The sequence below is a fragment of the Streptomyces sp. NPDC047043 genome, from assembly GCF_040644055.1.
Lineage (GTDB): Bacteria > Actinomycetota > Actinomycetes > Streptomycetales > Streptomycetaceae > Streptomyces.
The window spans coordinates 199425-214639 of the sequence record NZ_JBEYVO010000006.1 but is presented as its reverse complement, the minus strand read 5'-3'; the positions used below and the strand labels follow the sequence as shown (position 1 = coordinate 214639).

The 15215-nt window shown below is 70.9% G+C and carries 13 protein-coding genes and 1 tRNA gene; 10 read left to right on the top strand and 4 right to left on the bottom strand.

Annotated elements, in window-relative coordinates; translation table 11 throughout:
* Nucleotides 1–38: 38 nt before the first annotated feature.
* A complete protein-coding gene (locus ABZ880_RS11775) occupies nucleotides 39–482 on the top strand; it encodes a DUF485 domain-containing protein (RefSeq protein WP_361260329.1) in 444 nt (147 codons plus the stop codon).
* Nucleotides 479–2089, top strand: coding sequence for a cation acetate symporter (locus ABZ880_RS11770; protein ID WP_361260327.1), 1611 nt, complete (start codon nucleotides 479–481; stop codon nucleotides 2087–2089). Before ABZ880_RS11775 ends, ABZ880_RS11770 begins: the two co-directional genes overlap by 4 nt.
* Before the next feature lie 55 nt (nucleotides 2090–2144).
* On the opposite strand, the gene ABZ880_RS11765 is transcribed toward ABZ880_RS11770, so the two are convergent.
* The 3 genes from ABZ880_RS11765 to ABZ880_RS11755 form a co-directional block, all read right to left on the bottom strand.
* Nucleotides 2145–3035, bottom strand: a complete 891-nt coding sequence (locus tag ABZ880_RS11765; RefSeq protein WP_361260325.1) for a DivIVA domain-containing protein — start codon at nucleotides 3033–3035, stop codon at nucleotides 2145–2147.
* Nucleotides 3036–3237: 202 nt separating this feature from the next.
* Nucleotides 3238–6282 carry an SUKH-4 family immunity protein gene (locus tag ABZ880_RS11760; RefSeq protein WP_361260323.1) on the bottom strand — a complete coding sequence of 1015 codons (3045 nt, stop codon included), beginning with the start codon at nucleotides 6280–6282 and terminating at the stop codon, nucleotides 3238–3240.
* Between the two features lie 7 nt (nucleotides 6283–6289).
* Nucleotides 6290–7279 (bottom strand): SMI1/KNR4 family protein, encoded by a 990-nt coding sequence (locus ABZ880_RS11755; protein WP_361260321.1) that lies wholly within the window; start codon nucleotides 7277–7279, stop codon nucleotides 6290–6292.
* A 290-nt stretch (nucleotides 7280–7569) separates the two neighbouring features.
* Between ABZ880_RS11755 and ABZ880_RS11750 the strand changes: the two genes are divergently transcribed.
* Complete coding sequence (locus tag ABZ880_RS11750) at nucleotides 7570–8106, top strand: YwqJ-related putative deaminase (RefSeq protein ID WP_361260319.1); 537 nt, start codon at nucleotides 7570–7572, stop codon at nucleotides 8104–8106.
* Nucleotides 8107–8176: 70 nt separating this feature from the next.
* Entirely contained in the window at nucleotides 8177–8671 is a 495-nt protein-coding gene (locus ABZ880_RS11745; RefSeq protein ID WP_361260537.1) for an SUKH-3 domain-containing protein, read from the top strand.
* 18 nt (nucleotides 8672–8689) lie between these two features.
* Here ABZ880_RS11745 and ABZ880_RS11740 read toward each other — a convergent pair whose 3' ends face one another.
* A complete protein-coding gene (locus ABZ880_RS11740) occupies nucleotides 8690–9997 on the bottom strand; it encodes a histidine kinase (RefSeq protein ID WP_361260317.1) in 1308 nt (435 codons plus the stop codon).
* Between the two features lie 350 nt (nucleotides 9998–10347).
* Between ABZ880_RS11740 and ABZ880_RS11735 the strand changes: the two genes are divergently transcribed.
* The 6 genes from ABZ880_RS11735 to ABZ880_RS11710 all read left to right on the top strand — a co-directional run bounded on the left by ABZ880_RS11735 (nucleotide 10348) and on the right by ABZ880_RS11710 (nucleotide 15085).
* Nucleotides 10348–10419: transfer RNA gene (locus tag ABZ880_RS11735), tRNA-Gln, on the top strand.
* A gap of 121 nt (nucleotides 10420–10540) precedes the next feature.
* A complete protein-coding gene (gene glmU, locus ABZ880_RS11730; protein WP_361260315.1) occupies nucleotides 10541–11989 on the top strand; it encodes a bifunctional UDP-N-acetylglucosamine diphosphorylase/glucosamine-1-phosphate N-acetyltransferase GlmU in 1449 nt (482 codons plus the stop codon).
* A 75-nt stretch (nucleotides 11990–12064) separates the two neighbouring features.
* Entirely contained in the window at nucleotides 12065–13045 is a 981-nt protein-coding gene (locus ABZ880_RS11725; RefSeq protein WP_361260313.1) for a ribose-phosphate diphosphokinase, read from the top strand.
* A gap of 195 nt (nucleotides 13046–13240) precedes the next feature.
* Nucleotides 13241–13837: a 50S ribosomal protein L25/general stress protein Ctc gene (locus tag ABZ880_RS11720; protein ID WP_361260311.1), complete on the top strand. Its 597-nt coding sequence runs from the start codon at nucleotides 13241–13243 to the stop codon at nucleotides 13835–13837.
* A gap of 77 nt (nucleotides 13838–13914) precedes the next feature.
* A complete protein-coding gene (pth, locus tag ABZ880_RS11715) occupies nucleotides 13915–14517 on the top strand; it encodes an aminoacyl-tRNA hydrolase (protein ID WP_361260309.1) in 603 nt (200 codons plus the stop codon).
* A 76-nt stretch (nucleotides 14518–14593) separates the two neighbouring features.
* Nucleotides 14594–15085 (top strand): hypothetical protein, encoded by a 492-nt coding sequence (locus ABZ880_RS11710; RefSeq protein WP_361260307.1) that lies wholly within the window; start codon nucleotides 14594–14596, stop codon nucleotides 15083–15085.
* The last annotated feature ends 130 nt before the right edge of the window (nucleotides 15086–15215 follow it).

Sequence of the window (15215 nt, the reverse complement as noted above, 5' to 3'; positions counted from 1 at the left end):
CCCCCGCACAGGACCCGAGCCACGCAAGGAGCACCGGGATGTCCTACGACTCGTCCCCGTCCTATCCGTACCGACATCCGGCGCAGGAGGCACCGCCCGCCTACCCGACCTACCCCTGGCAGCCACCCGAGGCGCCACCCGAACCGGCCAGACGGCGGCGGCCGCCCGAGCCCGCCCTCGGGCACCACAGCGACCTGCGGGTCCTGCGCAACGCCTACCGCTGGCAGCGGCGCACCGCGACCCTCACCGCGCTCGGCTACTTCACGCTCTTCCTGATCCTGTCCGCGTCGGCGCCCTCGTTCATGTCGAGCACCGTCACCGACGGCCTCCCGGTCGGGCTGCTGCTCGCGCTGCTGCAGATCCCCGTGACCTGGCTGGCGATCGCGCTGTACGAGCACACGGCCGGCCGCTACGTCGACCCGATCGCGGACCGCATCCGCAAGCAGTCCGAACTGGACGCCAGGCGGGAGGCCGCACGATGACCGGGTTCAGCGGCAACGCGCAGGCCATGTCCCTCGTCGCCTTCTCCACCGTCGCCACCATCACGCTGCTGCTGTGCGTGATGACAGGCCCGGACCGCGACGACCTGGACGAGTTCTACACCGGCTACGGCTCCCTGTCCCCCATGCGCAACGGCCTCGCGATCGCCGGCGACTACATCTCCGCGGCGACCGTCCTGGGCACGGGCGGCGTGATCGCCCTGTGCGGCTACGACGGCATCGCGCTGGCGCTGAGCACGGCGCTGTCGCTGATGCTGCTGATGTTCCTGCTGGCCGAACCCCTGCGCAACGCGGGCCGGTTCACCATGGGCGACGCGCTGACCCGCCGTATGCCCGGACGCGGCATCCGGATCACCGCGTGCGTGGTGACCATCGCCGCGCTGATGCCGCTGATGCTGGTCCAACTCGCGGGCACGGGACAGCTGTTGGCGTTCATCCTCGGCTTCTCCGGCGACGCGCTGAAGACCGGCTGCATCATCGGCCTGGGCGCCCTGATGATCAGCTACGCGGCGATCGGCGGCATGAAGGGCACCGCCCTCATCCAGATCATGAAGATCGTGATGCTGCTCGGCTCCGGCGCCGTGGTCGCCCTGCTCATCCTGCAGCGCTTCGACTGGGACCCGGGGGCGCTGTTCAACGCGGCGGCCGCGCAGAGCGGGGCCGGTTCCTCCTTCCTGCGCTCGGGGCTGGAGTTCGCGGGCAGCCCCAACCCCCGGCTGGACATGATCACTTCGGAACTCACCATCGTGATCGGCGGCGCCTGCCTCCCGCACGTCACCATGCGCATGTACACCGCGCGCAGCGCCCGTCAGGTGCGGCGCTCGATGTCGTGGGCGGTGTCCTCGGTGGTGCTGTTCGTGCTCATCATGACCGTCGTCGGGTTCGGCGCGACGGCGCTGATCGGGCGTGCGGTGATCGCGCAGGCTGACCCGCAGGGCAACACGGCGTATCTGCTGGGCTCGCGGGCCGCGTTCGGCGCGAACGTGTCGACGGCGGAGACGTTCCTGTTCACGACGGTGACCACGGCGATCTTCCTGACCCTGCTCGCCTCCGTCGCCGGCATGATCCTCGCCTGCGCCAACTCCCTCGCCCACGACGTCTTCGCCGCCCGCGTCCAGGAGATGTCGGCACAGCGCGAGATGACCGTGGCCCGGCTCTCGGCACTCGCGGTGGGCGCCCCGGCGATCTTCCTCGCCACCCTGGTCCAGCACCGCAGCCTGCAGCCCCTGGTGACCCTGTCCTTCTGCCTCGGCGCCTCGGCCATCGCACCCGCGCTGGTCTACAGCCTCTTCTGGCGCCGTTACACCCGTACGGGCCTGCTGAGCACCCTGATCGGCGGCACCCTCGCGGTCCTGCTCTTCATGCCGGGCACCAACCTGGTCTCCGGCTCCCCCGTCTCGGCCTTCCCCGACGCCGACTTCAACTGGTTCCCGTTCACGACGACGGGCCTGGTGACGATCCCCCTCGGCTTCGCCTTCGGCTGGCTGGGCACGGTGCTCTCCGGCCGCCGCGCATCGGAGGAACAGAGGCGGCAGTACGAGGCCATGGAGGGATGGATCCTGGCGGGAGCTGTCAGGCGGGGCGGCTGAGCCCGGATTTCATCCGGCCGGGGCGCCCGGAGCCGAGTGACGGCGCCCCCACCCGTCACTCAGCTCCGGGCGCCGACCCCGTCAACGCCGTAAGAGAATTCCGCACGTTGTCCATCTGCGTCTGCATGAAGTCGCACTGCTCCCTGTGCGCGCGCACCACCTGCTCCGTCTCCCGGGCGATCCGCTCCTCCTGCATCCGCGCCCCGGCGAGGATCTCGGCGGCGCGCGCGTGTGCGTCCTCCTCGCACCGGCGCGTGAACTCCTCCGCCTCCGCGAACAGCCGCTCCGCCTCGGCCAGCGCCGCCTCCGCCCGCACCACCCGATCGGACCGCCGTACGTCCGACGCGGCCGCCCGGTCGTCCTCCGCGCGGTCCACCTCGGCCAGCCGGTCGGCGAGCTCCTTGGCCTGCTCGATGAGCTTCCCGGACGTGCGCTGCCGTACTTCACGGAGTGCGGCCAGTGCCTCGCCGCGGCGCTCCTTCACCTCGCGCCGGGTGGAGATCCGGATCTCGTCGGCCTCGGCCTGCGCCGTGAGAAGCCGCTGCCGGGCGCGCTCCTCGGCCTCGCCGCGCACCTCGTCGGCGTATGCCTGCGCGGCACCGCGCACGCTCTTCGCGTACGCCTCCGCATCGTCCTCGATGCGCTGCGCCTCCCGCCGCCCGCGCTTGCGTACGGCCTCGGCCTCCTCCTGCGCGAACACGAAAAGACGCCGGGCGCCGTCCCCGAGCGCCTCGTACGTCTGGGGCGCGAGCTGGGCCACCTCCTCCGCGAGGATGGCCGCCTCCTCCTCCATCTCCCTGGCGAGCACGGTGAGGCGGGCCGCCCGTTCCCAGGCGGCGTCCCGGTCGAGGGAGAGGGCGTCGGCAAACGCTTCGACCTGTTCGGGACGGTAACCGCGCCCCCGTACGGCCCCGAAGCCGTGGGGCGAGACCGGTGCGCTGCTCATCCTGGAACCCCTCTCCGCCGAACGGTCAAGAAATGATGATTGCGCGCATATCTTGATATATCGGACGTAAGTGTTCATAACGCGACACTCCGCGCGCAGGGCACGGTCATGATCCGCACATGACCCGTACGTGATGCGCACACGAAGGGGCCGGGCCCGGTCACAGCGACCGGGCCCGGCCCCTTCGGCACTCAGGCTCGCGTTACAGCAGCCCGTCCCACATCTGCTCCAGCAGCACCGACCACCAGCTCTCCGGCGAGCCGAGCGCCGCCGGGTCGAGCGAGGCCAGTTGGGCCTGGAAGTCGACGGTCCAGCGGCCCGCCTGCTCCTGGTTCAGCCCGAACCTGAGCCGCCACATACGCCCGAGCAGGGCGAGGCAACGCTGGAGCTCCGGCAGACCCGTGTTCACGAACTGCGGCGGCACGGGCGCACCACCGGGGCCGGCCTCCACCGGTACGGCCACGATGTTCGCGGTGCCGTACTGGACACAGATCGCCCGGCCGAAGTCGCTGCCCATGACGAGGTACGAGCCCGCGTCCGCGGCCGGCTGCACCCCGCGCTCCTGCGCCAGTTCGGCGAGCGTCGGCACCGGCCGTCCCGGCTGGGCCTGCGCCCAGAAGAACGGGCCCATGTCCATCGGCAGGCCCGCCACCACCAGCGAGTGCGCCACCACCGGCGGCACGCCCTGCCGGGACACCGCCTGCTGCTCGAACCGGAAGAGCCCCGGCCCGAACGCCCCGGCGAGCTCCTGCGCCACACCCTCCGGCGGAATCGGCGGCGCGGCCTGCACCGGCGGCAACGGCGCGCGCACCGGCGCCGGTCGGGCCGGCCCGTCCGCCACCTGGTGCAACTCGCCCTGGTGCGCGATCAGTTGCTGCATGCCCTGCTGCCGGCTCGCGTGATCCGTGCCGTACGGCGCGATGCTCGTGATCCGCGCCTGCGGCCACTGCTCGCGGATCATCCGCGCACAGTACGCACCCGGCAGCTCGCACGACTCCAACTCGGTGTGCAGCTCCAGCACCTGGTCCGGCGGCACGTTCATACCGCGCAGCTCGTGGAAGATCTGCCACTCCGGGTGCGGGGTGCCGGGCGCGGACCGCCGGATCAACTGCTGCTCGGACCCGTCCTGCGCGCGATAGCGAAGAACGGCCTGGTAGCCGGGGCCGACGGTCGGCTGCCCCTGCTGCTGGGGGTAGCCGTAGGCGGGCGGCGATACGGCACCGGGCGGCATGGGCGGCTGAGGTGCACCGCCCGGCGCCATACCCGGGCCACCCGGAACACCGGGGGCCTGCGGCGGCGGGGGCGCACCGGGAGCGCCGACCGGAGGCGCGGCCAGCACGGTCTCGGCGTGGTGAACGGCACCTCGCGCACCACCGGGAGCGCCTGGTGCACCAGGAGCGCCGGGGGCACCCGGCGGCTGGGACGCACCGGGCATACCCGGAGGCTGCGGCGCACCAGGCTGGTTCGGGGCACCCGGAACGCCGGGAGCCTGCGGCGGCGGAGGCGTACCGGGAGCGCCGGGCACACCAGGGGCACCCGGCGGCTGCGGCGCGCCCGGGCCCATCCGGCCCGGGTCGGCGAGCATCGTGGCGGCGTGATGGACACCGCCGGGAGGCGCACCGCCGGGGGTGTTCGGAGCACCGGGCGGGTTCGGGGCGCCCGGCGGCTGCTGCGGGCCGGGAGGCTGCGGAGCCCCCGGGCCGGCAGGGCCCTCGGGCCCGTCGGGACCGAGCGCCGACACGAGCTGCGTCGGGACGTACCCGCCCGCACCGGGCCCGGCGGGAGGCGGCGGCTCGCTCCCCGGCCGTGCACCGGGAGCCCCCGGCGCGCTCGGCGGAGGCGGCGTGGTCGAACCCCGACGCGGCGGAGGCCCGGCCTTGCTGGTCGCGGCGTCCGCGATGTCCCCGGCATTCGGCGCGAGCGGCCGCCCCGGCCCCGCGGGCGGCTGAGGCGCACCGCCGGGCGCCTGCGGGTAGCCGTAGGAGGACCGGGGCGAAGGCGTACCGCCGGGCGCGGCGGCTGCATCCGGGCCCTGCGGATAGCCATACGTGGAAGCACCCGGCGCAGGCGCAGGCGTGGCACCCGGCGGAGGCGAACCCGGCGCGGCGGCTCCATCCGGGCCCTGCGGATAGCCATACGTCGAGGCACCCGGCGCAGGCGCAGGCGTGGCACCCGGCACGGGAGCACCCGGCGGAGGCGTACCCGGCGCGGCGGGAGCGCCCGGGCCCTGCGGATAGCCGTACGTGGAAGCACCCGGCGCAGGCGCAGGGGTGGCACCCGGCACGGGAGCACCCGGCGGAGGCGTACCCGGCGCGGCGGGAGCGCCCGGGCCCTGCGGATAGCCGTACGTCGAGGCACCCGGCGGAGGCGGAGGGGTGGCACCCGGCGGAGGCGTGCCCGGCGCGGCGGCGGCACCGCCCGCACCCTGCGGATAGCCGTACGACGACGGCGGAAGCGGAGGCGTGGTACCCGGCGCAGGCGCGCCCGGCGTCCCCTGATTGTTGAGCGCCGGTGCGACCGTAGTCCGTGGAAGCTGGCTGCCGCCCGACATCAGTGCCGTCTTGGCGTCCGGCGGTGTGTCCTCGTCGGGCTCGCTCAGCGGCGGTGCGAACACCGTCGCCGGCAGCGGTACGGAACGGTCCTCACCGCCCGCATCGGCGTTGGTGTCGGTCCCGGCCCAGGGAGTCGCCCCGGCGGGCGTACCGGGAACACCGGGCGAACCCGCCGGCGCCCCGGCCTTCGGCCACCCCGCACCGCCCTCGGGCGCCCCGGCCTGCGTCTCGGGAAGCCCCCCGTTCGCGGAGGCACCGTCGGCCGAAGCCGCCGCAGGCGCCGGCGCCGACGCCCCCGAGCCGCCCCTGCGGTCCGGGATGCCCAGCTTGTCCGCCGCCTCCTGCAACCACTCCGGCGGACTCAGCAGGAACGACGTCTGGTTCAGATCCACCCGCGCCGCGGGGGCCGCCGGCGCAGGCTCCTCCGCCTCGTCGGGACGGCCGTACTCCTCCTCGTACCGGCGAATGACCTCACCCACCGGCAGCGAGGGCCACAGCGTCGCCTCGCCACTGTCCCGGGCGATCACCAGCCGCTGCGTGCCCCCGTCCGAACGCGGCCCGTCCGCGCGGTCCTCGGCCCACACCACGAACCCGAGCTCGAACTCCCGCACCCGCACCTCACGGTGCTGGTACGACGGCACGTCCCCGTTGATCCACTCCTCGGCGCGCTCCTGCGCCTGCGCGAAGGTCACCATCGAACGCTCACTCCCCCTCGGACGACACGGGAACAGAACGCGCGAACCCGCCGTCCACCATCAGATTCGCCACCGTCTCCAACTCCGGCGGATTGCCCGCCAGTCGGGACAGAAACGTGTCGAAGTCCTCACCGCACGGCAGCAACAACCGCTCCACCCGGTCCGCCGGCGCCCACGAGGGATCCACGTCCCGCGCATCGTCGTACGCGCAGAACCACACCGAACCGATCCGCTCACCCTTGACCTTCACGGCGAGCAGACCGCCCTGCACGAACCCAACACCCAAGTAATCCTTGGTCAGATGGTCGCGCAGGCACTTGTTGACGTACACCAGGTCATTGACGGCCGCCTCGTCCCGCACCGTGAAGAACGGCTGGTCGATCAGCAGCCCCAACTCGGCGTCCAGCGCCGCACCCACCGGCGCACACCCGCCCGCCGCCTTCAGGAACGAACGGTACGCACCCGGCAACCGGTACCCGAGGTCCTCCTCGACCCCCTGCACCTGCGCCTCCGTCACCGCCACACCCGACTTCGGCAGCCCGAAGTGCGCAGGACGCGTCTCCTGAAGCGGCCGTGTACCCCGCTTGTTCTGGTCGACGGCCGCGGTCGCTATCCCGCCGTGATGCCGCAGCAGGGCCTTCACCTCGACCGGCACCAGCTCAAGGCGTCGCGAACCCACCACGTGATGCCACGTCCAGCCGTGCGGCGTCGCCACCGCAGGCACCGTGTCCCACAACTCGTGCCCGGACGCCGACAGCGCCGCATTCGCCGACACGTAGTCCGTCAGCCTGAGCTCGTCGACACCGAAACCCTCCGGCGGCTCCGCGATCTCCGCAGCGGCACGCGCGTACGCCGAGAAGTCGGGGTAACCCCGCTCGTCGATGCGTACCCCTCTCGGGTGACGCCCGGCCCGCACCGGATCCGGGAAATGCACGACCTGCCCGGCATAGGCCGCGTTCGGCGGCGCGGCTTGCTGCCCGAGCCGACCTGTCGTCATGGCGGTTGCCCCCTGCGGCACTCTGTACGGACCCCAGTGACCACCTCCGGCCACCACACCCCGTATGTCTGACTGTCTCCACGCGTCAACCGCATGGATCGCGGTGCCGACAGCCTATGCGGTACGACGACACCGGTCACCGGGCACCGGTCAGCACCCCTCCGCTTCCGTGACCAGCCGTCACCCTGCCGTGACAGCCCGCCCAAACCCGGGCGTGTCGCACCGCCCCAGCTTCCGCACCAGCCACGGCATTTGGCACTCTGTGACGTCCGGGGGATGCTCGGGAGGGGATGACGATCATGAATGTGACGCAGACGGGACCACAGTCGGCACCGCACGCGGGGACCTCCGGCGACCCCCGCATCGGCTGGAGCGCCACCGAGACCTCGCCCGCGCCCGCCCTCCGCCACCGCCGCGACGGCATACTCCCCACCGTCGCCGCCGCCCTCTCCGTCCGCGGCGCCACCCTCACCGGCACCGCCGCCCGCGGCGACCAGCCGCCGGCCCTGCACCCCCTGGTCCAGGACTTCCTCGACACCCTCACCAGCGCCCAGCGCGACCGCTTCACCGGCCGCTGCGCCGAGACCATCCTCATCTCCCGGCACATAGCCACGGCCGACGCCGCCCGCAGCAAGCGCGCCGCCCGCAAGCCCATGACCAACGGCGAGGCCCGCAAGGCCCTCAAGCAGGCCAAGCTCACCGCCCGCCGCATCCGCGAGGACGGCGACCCGCTCCACGGCAGCTTCGCCGCCCCCTGCCGCGCCTGCACCGCGCTCAGCGCCCACTTCGGCGTCCGCATCGTCGACCCCGCGGCGGCAGAGGACTGACACCCCCACACCCAGCACCACCGGCAAGACGGCCCCGGCCGGACCCATGACCTCGACGATCGAAGGGCAGATGCACCCCGACCGCACCTCTACCACGCGCTTCCCCGTACCCGTCGACGCCGCCCTGCGCGCCGCCGGCTGGCAACCCGGACGCTGGGACATAAAGCAGGCCGAGATCTGGGCCGACGCCCTGCGCGAACACGCCTCACCCGCAGGCCACCGGCACGCCGTCTTCCCCGCCGCCGTCGAGGCCTGGGCCGAGTTCGGCGGCCTGCACATCACACCCGGCGGCACCGGCCGCCAGGTCGCCCCCGCCGCCCTCCACCTCGACCCCCTGCACGGCCTCCACCTCGCCCGCACCCTCGGCGACCTCGGCCGCGCCCTCGACACCGAACTCAGCCCCCTGGGCACCGAGACCGAGACCCGGTCCCTCCTCGCCATCGACGCCGAAGGCCGCGTCTACACCCTCGACCACACCGGCGACTGGTACCTCGGCCCCGACATCGACCAGGCCCTCGCCGGCCTCGTCGCAGGCATCGAACCGGTACGCCTCACCGCGGGCTGAGCAACGCACACGGGGCCGCTACGCCGCCGGAATCACCGCAGACACCCGGAAACCGCCCGCATCCGTCGGCCCCGACACGAACACCCCGCCCAGCGCGGTGACCCGCTCCTTCATCCCCACCAGCCCGTTCCCCCCGGACGGCAACCGCGCCGACGCCTCCGAGGACACCTCCGGTGGCGACTCGTTCTCCACCTGCATCGCTATCTCCGACACCCGGTGCGCCACCCGCACATGCGTCTTCGCCCCCGCCGCATGCTTGTGGACGTTCGTCAACGCCTCCTGCACCACGCGATACGCCGTCTGCTCGATCTCGGCGGCATACAGCCGCACATCCCCCTCGACGGACAGATCCACGACCATCCCCGCGGCCGCCGACTGCCCGACAAGCTCCTCCAGCTCCTCGAGACAGGGCCCGTCCCCCTCGTCGGCAACCTTCGAAGCCGCCACGGCCGCGGCCACGCCCACAGCCGCCAGGGGAACGGACTGCTCGGCCCGCCGCACCGCGCCGTCCCCACTCCGGAGCACCCCGAGCATCTCCCGCAACTCGGTCAACGCCTGCCGCCCCATGTCCCCCACGAGGGCGGCATTCTTCACGGCCTTCTCAGGATCCTTCCGAGCAACGGCCTGCAGCGCAGCAGCATGCACCACCATCAGACTCACCCGATGCGCAACGACGTCATGCATCTCCCGGGCAATCCGGGTCCGCTCCTCGTTCCGCGCCCACTCGGCCCGCTCCTCCGCCCGCTCGGCGAGCAACTGCAACTCCCGCTCAAGACTGTCGGCCCGCTCCCGCAGACTCTCCATCAGCCGCCGCCGAGCCCCCACGTACAGACCGAGCAGCAGAGGCGGCGCGGTCATCCCGATCGCGGTGGTGATGGCGGCGAACGGCACGAACCAGTCGCCGAGTTTCCAGTCGCCGTGCGCCATGTCCTGCCGTACCCGCACGAACATCACGATCAGCATGCCGACCAGCGACATCCCGGCGAGCGAGGCGATGATCCGGCGGGGCAGCTCCGAGGCGGCGAGCGTGTACAGCCCGACGATGCCCATCAGGTAGCCCATCTGGGCCGGCGTGATGGCGATGGACACGAGCACCACGGCAATGGGCCACTGGCGCCGCACGACCAGCGCGGACCCGGCGATCACCCCGAAAACGATCCCCGCGGCGACCGGGATCCCCGCGTCCCGCGCGAACCGGATCCCCTCGAACGCACACTCCACCGCGGACGCCACCGCGAGGCCGACGTCCAACGCCGCACTGCGCCACCTGGCCCACCACCACGGCCCTCCCCGGGCCGCGGCGTGGTCTTCCCCCGTCGTGGTCATGCCTCCAGCCTACGGGCGCCGGGCACGGGTTTTCCGGTGAGTTTCCGGGACTGGCCTACACCACATTCCGTGACGGCCCGAGCACGAAACAGCCCGATATCCCTCGAACTGCTGAATCAGTCACTGTTCGATGCCGGAAGATCGGATTCCGCCCGGACGGCATCCTCAAGGGCCGGGAGGCAACGCTGCAACGCCGGGAGGAGGAACACCCCGGAGGCCTACCGCGGTTGCCTGATCATCTACGTCCTGAAGGGCGCCGACTTGTATCGTCGCAAGGAGGGTGCCTGGTACGGCATAGTAGGAGGCGCCGCTCGGCAGCCTGACTAAATGTCCGGTTCAGCCGAGCTTGTTCCCCCGTGGTGTAATTGGCAGCACTGTGGCTTTTGGTGCCATCTGTCCGGGTTCGAGTCCTGGCGGGGGAGCTCAAGCAAGTTCGGGTCCTGACCGGTGACAGCACTGTCAGGGCCCGCTCTCATGTCCCCCACGAAACGCCCCGGTATCCTGCGGATGTCCCCACCCACTCCACAGCCGAAGGGCAACCCCGTGAGCGCCATTCGCCCGGCAGCCGTCGTCGTTCTCGCAGCGGGTGAGGGCACCCGTATGAAGTCGGCCACACCAAAGGTCCTGCACGAGCTCTGCGGGCGCAGCCTCGTGGGCCATGTGCTCGCCGCCGCCCGTGAGTTGGACCCCGAGAACCTCGTCGTCGTGGTCGGGCACGCACGGGAGAAGGTCGGCGCGCATCTCGCCGACATCGACGCCACCGTCCGCACCGCCGTGCAGGCGGAGCAGAACGGCACGGGCCACGCCGTCCGCATCGCGCTGGACGAACTCGGCGGCGGCGTCGACGGAACCGTCGTCGTCGTGTGCGGCGACACTCCCCTTCTCACCGGCCGGACGCTGCGGCAGCTCGCCGCCACCCACACCTCCGACGGCAACGCCGTCACCGTGCTGACCGCCGAGGTCCCGGACGCCACCGGTTACGGCCGGATCGTGCGGGACGAGAACACCGGTGCCGTCACCGAGATCGTCGAGCACAAGGACGCGAGCGAGACCCAGCGGGCGATCCGGGAGATCAACTCCGGGGTGTTCGCCTTCGACGGGCAGCTGCTCGCCGACTCCCTCAAGAAGGTCCGTACGGACAACAGCCAGGGCGAGGAGTACCTCACCGACGTCCTGGGGATTCTGCGCGAGGCCGGTCACCGCGTGGGCGCCTCCGTCGCCGGCGACCACCGCGAGATCGCCGGGATCAACAACCGCGTGCAGCTGAGCGAGGCCCGGCGGATCCTCAACGACCGGCTACTGACCGAGGCGATGCTCGCCGGTGTGACCGTCATCGACCCAGCCACGACCTGGGTCGACGTGACCGTCACCTTCGAGCAGGACGCCGTGGTCCACCCGGGCACCCAGCTGCACGGCTCCACGCACGTCGGCGAGGGCGCGGAGGTGGGCCCCAACAGCCGGCTGACGGACACGCGTGTCGAGGCCGGTGCCCGCGTGGACAACACGGTGGCCAACGGTGCGCACGTGGGACCGCAGGCGAGCGTGGGGCCGTACGCCTATCTGCGTCCCGGTACGCGGCTCGGGCTCAAGTCCAAGGTCGGTACGTACGTGGAGACCAAGAACGCGGCGATCGGTGAGGGGACCAAGATCCCGCATCTGTCCTACGTCGGTGACGCGACGATCGGTGAGTACAGCAACATCGGTGCGGCCAGCGTGTTCGTGAACTACGACGGGCAGGAGAAGCACCACACCACCGTCGGGTCGCATTGCCGTACGGGTTCGGACAATATGTTTGTGGCTCCCGTCACGGTCGGGGACGGTTCGTACACCGCCGCGGGGTCCGTGATCACGAAGGACGTACCGCCCGGTTCGCTGGCCGTGGCCCGTGGTCAGCAGCGGAATATCGAGGGTTGGGTGGCTCGCAAGCGTCCGGGCAGCGCGGCTGCGAAGGCGGCCGAGGCGGCGTCTCGGCAGGTCGAGGGCGAGGACTGACCGGAAACCGGTGCGCCAAACACGGCGTACCGTGATAAGTGCACACCCAGTTGAGACACCTCTGAGGAGACAGCTGTGACCGGGATCAAGACGACCGGCGAGAAGAAGATGATGTTCTTCTCCGGCCGCGCCCACCCCGAGCTTGCCGAGGAGGTCGCCCATCAGCTGGGTGTCGGGGTCGTCCCGACGAAGGCCTTCGACTTCGCGAACGGCGAGATCTACGTTCGTTACCAGGAGTCGGCGCGTGGTGCCGACTGCTTTGTGATCCAGAGCCACACCGCTCCGATCAACCAGTGGATCATGGAGCAGCTGATCATGATCGACGCGCTGAAGCGTGCGTCGGCCCGCTCCATCACGGTGATCGTGCCGTTCTACGGCTATGCCCGGCAGGACAAGAAGCACCGTGGCCGTGAGCCGATCTCGGCCCGTCTGATCGCGGATCTGATGAAGACGGCCGGTGCGGACCGGATCCTGACCGTGGATCTGCACACGGACCAGATCCAGGGCTTCTTCGACGGTCCGGTGGACCACCTCTTCGCTCTGCCGCTGCTCGCGGACTACGTGGGTCGGAAGGTGGACCGGGACAAGCTGACGGTGGTCTCGCCGGACGCGGGTCGTGTGCGGGTGGCGGACCGGTGGTGCGACCGTCTCGGTGCGCCACTGGCGATCGTGCACAAGCGGCGCGACAAGGACGTGGCGAACCAGGTGACCGTCCACGAGGTCGTGGGTGAGGTCAAGGGCCGGGTGTGCGTCCTCGTCGACGACATGATCGACACGGGCGGGACCATCTGTGCCGCCGCGGACGCTCTGTTCGCGCACGGTGCGGAGGACGTCATCGTGACGGCGACGCACGGTGTGCTGTCCGGTCCCGCTGCCGACCGTCTGAAGAACTCGCGGGTGAGCGAGTTCGTGTTCACCAACACGCTGCCGACACCGGGCGAGCTGGGCGGGGACCTGGACAAGATCACGGTGCTGTCGATCGCCCCGACGATCGCGAGTGCGGTGCGTGAGGTGTTCGAGGACGGTTCGGTGACGAGCCTGTTCGACGAGCAGTAAGGGTTCGGCAGGGCCCCGAAGATCCTTTTGGGTACGGCCTCCCCCTCCGAGTAGACTGCTCCAGTTGCTCGGCGAGGGAGGCCGTACTCGTTCCGAAAGGTCCGGGATACGGCGATCCGTTATCGACGCGCTCTTCGTAGCAGGCCGTTCGTGGCCGGGTGACCACGTCCGTTCCTATTTCTACGAGGAGTGATCATGTCCGAGGTCAAGATCTCCGCCGAGACCCGTACCGAGTTCGGCAAGGGTGCCGCCCGTCGTATCCGTCGTGACAGCAAGGTCCCCGGTGTGCTGTACGGCCACGGCTCGGACCCGCTGCACCTGACGCTTCCGGGCCACGACCTGCTGCTGGCGCTGCGTACGCCGAACGTCCTGATCTCCCTGGACATCGACGGCAAGAGCAACGAGCTGGCGATCCCGAAGGCCGTTCAGCGTGACGCGATCAAGGGCTTCCTGGAGCACGTCGACCTGCAGCTGGTCAAGCGCGGCGAGAAGGTCACGGTCGAGGTTCCGGTGCACGCCGAGGGCGAGCTGGCCCCGGGTGGCAACCTGCTGGAGCACGTGCTGAACGCGCTGCCGGTCGAGGCCGAGGCCACGCACATCCCCGAGTCGGTCACGGTGTCGGTCGAGGGCCTGGAGGCCGGTGCCTCGATCCTCGCCAAGGACATCACGCTGCCGAACGGCACCACGCTGGCCGTCGACGAGGACGCGGTCGTGCTGCAGGTCCTGGCCGCGCAGGCCGAGGAGGCCGCGGAGGGCGAGGAGACCGAGGCCGAGGAGGTCGCGGAGGCCTGATCCCCGGCCCACCGCGTTCGACCGTTCGTCAGCCGCTGTTCCCGTACGGGACGGCGGCTGGCGCGTATCAAGGAGACATGAACGTGACCACCCCGTCCAACGCGCCCTGGCTGGTCGTCGGCCTCGGCAACCCCGGGCCCGAGTACGCGGGCAACCGGCACAACGTCGGGTTCATGGTGGCCGATCTGCTGGCCGAGCGGATCGGGGGGAGGTTCAAGCGGGCCGGCAAGGCGCAGGCGCAGGTCGTGGAGGGGCGGATCGGGCCGCCGGGGCCGGCGAACCGGCGGGTGATCCTGGCGAAGCCGATGTCGTACATGAATCTGTCGGGTGGTCCGGTGAACGCGTTGCGGGACTTCTACAAGGTGCCGCTCGCGAACGTGGTTGCCGTGCATGACGAGTTGGACATCGACTACGGGACGCTGCGGTTGAAGCTCGGTGGCGGGGACAACGGGCACAACGGGCTGAAGTCGATGTCGAAGGCCATGGGTGCGGACTATCACCGGGTGCGGTTCGGGATCGGGCGCCCTCCGGGTCGTATGCAGGTGGCGGACTTCGTGTTGAAGGACTTCTCGTCTGCGGAGCGCAAGGAGTTGGACTACTTCGTGGACCGGGCTGCGGATGCCGTGGAGTGTCTGGTGATCGAGGGGCTGGAGCGGGCGCAAAGCACGTACAACTCCTGACTTGTCCCCGGGCCGGGTGTGACGTGTACCCCAGCTCGGTTGACTGGCCGTGCGGGCATGGCCAATGATCCCCGCCATGCCCGCCACAGCCACCTCTTCCCGTCAGTCCTCGGTCGTCGCGCTGCGTTTCGGGCGGTTCGCGGCGATGGGCACGGTCGCCGTCCTGATTCTGATCGCCGGTGTGTGGGCGTCGTGGGGGACGGCTCAGTACGTGATGCTCACCAAGGGGCGGGAGCACGGCACGATCGAGGTGACGCGGTGCGGTGCGGACACCTGCACGGGCCCGTACACGCCGGTTTCGGCGGGCTCGCAGGCGCGTGACCGGATGGTCATCGAGAAGTCGGTGGCGGTGCGCAAGGGGCAGACGTACAGCGTGGTCGTGAAGCCGGGCAGTGGTGAGGTCGTGCGCAGTGGTCCGGCGGGGGTCCTTTACTCCTGGGTGCCGTTGGGCGGTGCGCTGTTGCTGGCGTCGGTGGTGGTGGCCGGGGGGCTGGGGCGGACGCGGCCGGCGTGGGTGCTGGCGGGGTCGGGAATTGCGCTGGTCACGGCTGTGTTCGTGACCATCTGACGTGTATCGGCGTTCTCCACATCTGTGGAGAGCCTGAGTGTTCTCTGTTCGTGATTGACCTTGCGTCAATCACGGCAGGATGCTGAGCCGCCCCCTCCACATCTTCCCGTCCGTAACTCGAAGATGGACT

Bases quoted from the DNA above. Each gene is read 5' to 3' on its own strand.
- ABZ880_RS11755 (WP_361260321.1), bottom strand. From the start codon at position 7,279: ATGACGACAGGTCGGCTCGGGCAGCAAGCCGCGCCGCCGAACGCGGCC.
- ABZ880_RS11765 (WP_361260325.1), bottom strand. From the start codon at position 3,035: ATGAGCAGCGCACCGGTCTCGCCCCACGGCTTCGGGGCCGTACGGGGG.
- ABZ880_RS11720 (WP_361260311.1), top strand. From the start codon at position 13,241: ATGTCCGAGGTCAAGATCTCCGCCGAGACCCGTACCGAGTTCGGCAAG.
- ABZ880_RS11770 (WP_361260327.1), top strand. From the start codon at position 479: ATGACCGGGTTCAGCGGCAACGCGCAGGCCATGTCCCTCGTCGCCTTC.
- pth (WP_361260309.1), top strand. From the start codon at position 13,915: ATGAACGTGACCACCCCGTCCAACGCGCCCTGGCTGGTCGTCGGCCTC.
- ABZ880_RS11775 (WP_361260329.1), top strand. From the start codon at position 39: ATGTCCTACGACTCGTCCCCGTCCTATCCGTACCGACATCCGGCGCAG.
- ABZ880_RS11750 (WP_361260319.1), top strand. From the start codon at position 7,570: ATGACGATCATGAATGTGACGCAGACGGGACCACAGTCGGCACCGCAC.
- ABZ880_RS11745 (WP_361260537.1), top strand. From the start codon at position 8,177: ATGCACCCCGACCGCACCTCTACCACGCGCTTCCCCGTACCCGTCGAC.
- ABZ880_RS11760 (WP_361260323.1), bottom strand. From the start codon at position 6,282: ATGGTGACCTTCGCGCAGGCGCAGGAGCGCGCCGAGGAGTGGATCAAC.
- ABZ880_RS11740 (WP_361260317.1), bottom strand. From the start codon at position 9,997: ATGACCACGACGGGGGAAGACCACGCCGCGGCCCGGGGAGGGCCGTGG.
- ABZ880_RS11710 (WP_361260307.1), top strand. From the start codon at position 14,594: ATGCCCGCCACAGCCACCTCTTCCCGTCAGTCCTCGGTCGTCGCGCTG.